4 protein-coding genes are annotated in these 2,946 nt (G+C 73.4%); 3 read left to right on the top strand and 1 reads right to left on the bottom strand.

Annotated features, from left to right (window positions below; genetic code table 11):
- A partial coding sequence (locus ABT116_RS41660; protein ID WP_351645553.1) for an NAD-binding protein occupies nt 1–450 on the bottom strand: 450 nt, incomplete at its 3' end.
- 182 nt (nt 451–632) lie between these two features.
- On the opposite strand from ABT116_RS41660, the gene ABT116_RS41665 reads away from it, so the two are divergent.
- From ABT116_RS41665 to ABT116_RS41675, 3 genes are all read left to right on the top strand, one after another.
- A complete protein-coding gene (locus ABT116_RS41665; RefSeq protein WP_502984034.1) occupies nt 633–1,676 on the top strand; it encodes a permease in 1,044 nt (347 codons plus the stop codon).
- Complete coding sequence (locus tag ABT116_RS41670) at nt 1,673–2,380, top strand: TIGR03943 family putative permease subunit (RefSeq protein ID WP_351645547.1); 708 nt, start codon at nt 1,673–1,675, stop codon at nt 2,378–2,380. The genes ABT116_RS41665 and ABT116_RS41670 overlap by 4 nt, the downstream gene beginning before the upstream one ends.
- A gap of 64 nt (nt 2,381–2,444) precedes the next feature.
- Nucleotides 2,445–2,855 carry a Pycsar system effector family protein gene (locus ABT116_RS41675; RefSeq protein ID WP_351645550.1) on the top strand — a complete coding sequence of 137 codons (411 nt, stop codon included), beginning with the start codon at nt 2,445–2,447 and terminating at the stop codon, nt 2,853–2,855.
- Nucleotides 2,856–2,946: the final 91 nt, after the last annotated feature.

Here is a 2,946-nt window from a genome sequence, read left to right on the forward strand (position 1 = left end):
GTCCCCGGAGGCGACGGCGGCGGTCTGGTCCAGCAGTTCCTCGATGTGCTGCCCCAATCGCCGGTTGTAGAGCCGGAGTACGAGACGGATGCGGGGGTTGAGCCGGCGGGCCGTGAGCGCGGCCCGGATGTTGGTCTCGTCGTCGTCGAAGACGAGCGCCAGCGCCGCCGCCCGGTCGGCGCCCACCTCGGTGAGCACCGCCTCGGTGATCTCCGCTGCCTCCACGACCTGTTCGTTCGCGGCCGGTTCGCCGCTCGCGCCGGTCCGGTTGACGGCCGCGTTCACGACCCGGTCCAGCAGCGCGGCCGAGGCGGCCCGGGCCCGTCCGACCACGGGCCGGCGCACCCGTCGCCCGGAGGGCGGCACGACGAGCGTGACCTGCTCGGCGTAGACGCCGCGGAGTTCGGCGGCCAGCCGGTGCGCGAGGCCGTCGTCACCGCACACGATCATGTGCGTGGCCGGATCACTCGGCTGGCCTTGGTTCGGAACGCTCCCCACGAGGAGAAGACTGCCTCACCGGGACGACCGGTTCCAGAAGGGGACGGTGTCGCGTGAACGCCCGGCCGTCGCCGCCCGTACGAAAGGGGAGGGAATGGGGAATGCCCTCGCGCACCACCGGAGGTACCGGGCCCGTGGCCATCACGAACAGAGCCCCGCAGGACAGCGATGAGCGCGGCGACGCCGGGGAGGACCCGGACACCGGGACAGGCCCGGGCAAGGAGGAGGCCCGGTATCTCAACTCGCCCCTCCTGCTGACCCTTCTGCTGCTCACGGCGGTGATGTTCCAGGACCCGATCCGCGGAGCCCTGGCGGCACCGGTGATGCAGAGCTGGATGACGGTGTTCGTCGCGGTCATGGTCCAGGCGCTGCCTTTCCTGGTGCTCGGTGTGCTGCTGTCGGCGGCCATCGCGGTGTTCGTGCCGCCGTCGTTCTTCGCCCGGGCCCTGCCGAAGCACCCGGCGCTGGCCGTGCCGGTCGCGGGCGCGGCGGGCGCGGTGCTGCCGGGCTGCGAGTGCGCGTCCGTGCCGGTGGCCGGCGCCCTGGTCCGCCGCGGGGTCACACCGGCGGCGGCCCTGGCCTTCCTCCTGTCGGCGCCCGCCATCAACCCGATCGTGCTGACGGCGACGGCCGTGGCGTTCCCCGGCAACCCGGAGATGGTCCTGGCCCGCTTCGTCGCGAGCCTGCTGGTCGCCTGCTCGATGGGCTGGCTCTGGCACCGCCTCGGCCGCACGGACTGGCTCCGTCCCCCGGCCCGGGCGTCGCACGAGGGGCAGGGCAGGGGAGCGGCCTTCTGGGGCTCGGTCCGCCACGACGTGACGCACGCGGGCGGTTTCCTGGTGATCGGCGCGATGGCCGCGGCGACCCTGAAGGCGGTCGTCCCCGCGCAATGGCTGAGCCTCGCGGCCGGCCACCCCGTCCTGTCGGTCCTGGTCCTCGCCGCCCTGGCCGTCCTGCTCTCCATCTGCTCGGAGGCGGACGCGTTCGTGGCGGCGTCCCTGACCCAGTTCTCCCTGACGGCCCGTCTGACGTTCCTGGTCGTCGGCCCGATGATCGACCTGAAGCTGTTCGCGATGCAGGCGGGCACCTTCGGCCGCGCCTTCGCCCTGCGCTTCGCCCCCGCGACCTTCGCCCTGGCCGTCGTCGTGTCGGCCCTGACCGGAACGGTCCTGCTGTGAACCGCCTGGCCCAGACGGCCCTCCTCTTCCTGCTCGGTGCGACCCTCCTGCACGCCGGCACGACCGACCTCTACCTGCGGTACGTCAAGGAGGGGCTGCGCCCCCTGGTCCTCCTGGCGGGCGCGGTCCTGATCGCCACGGCGGCGGCCACCCTCTGGTACGACCGCCGCGGCGCCCCCGCCCACGACCACCACCGCGAACCCCGCGTCTCCTGGCTCCTCACGCTCCCGGTCCTCGCCCTGATCCTGGTCGCCCCGCCGGCCCTGGGCTCCTACAGCGCGGCGCACACCGGCACGGCCCTGACGAAACCCTTCGGCTTCCCGGCCCTCCCCGCCGGCGACGCACCGCTGCGCCTGGCCGTGGCGGACTACGCCGGCCGTGCGATCTACGACGACGGACGTGCCCTCCGCGACCGCGAGTTGAAGATCACCGGCTTCGTCACCCTGGACCGGACGGGCGCCCCGTACCTGGTCCGCATGGGCCTCAACTGCTGTGCCGCCGACGCCCAGCCGGTCAAGATCGCCCTGACGGGCGACACCCCGCCGGTCCTGAGACCGGACACCTGGCTGGAGATCACGGGCACCTACACCCCCCGCCGCACCAAGGACCCGGTCAACAACGGCCCCATCCCCTACCTGGACGTGACGACCGCGAGGCCGGTCCCCACCCCGCACGACCCCTACGACGAGACGTGGAACTCCTGAACTACGGTGTGGAGCAGCCCCTTTGGGGTACTCGGAGGAGACCGCTGATCAGCGAGGGGTAGGCATGACCACACTCCGAGGCGAGCGCACGGCGGATCTCGGCCGGCCGCTTCCGCCCGAGGCGGTCCGCGAGGAACTGGCGAGGGCCGACCACCGAGCGGGCCTGACCCTGGCCACCCTCGGCGCCGCGCTGGCCGCCCTCCTCACCGCGATCACCGCCGGCGTCATCACCCCCGCCCAGTACGCCGCGATCCCCCAGCTCCTCCTCTGGACCGGCTGCGCGGCCTGCGCCCCGTCGCTGGTCCTGCTGAGCCTGGCGAGGACGCCCCACCCGACGCCGACCGCCGACACCCCGCCGCAGCTCCTGACCCGGACCACTCACGTCAAGCGCCGCCGGATACGGCACGCGATGACGTGGGGCGCCGCGTTCCTCGCCCTGACCCTCGCGGGGACGCTGGCGGGGGTGCTCTCCTAGGGCCTGTCGTTTGGATCAGCCCACAGACGCGGGGCCTGGCACGCGCATCTGCGGCGTTGTCGTCGGTCACCGACGCTCCGCGTCGACTCCC

Origin of the sequence: Streptomyces sp. NPDC002130 (genome assembly GCF_040296465.1) — a bacterium.
In the GTDB taxonomy this organism is placed as follows: domain Bacteria; phylum Actinomycetota; class Actinomycetes; order Streptomycetales; family Streptomycetaceae; genus Streptomyces.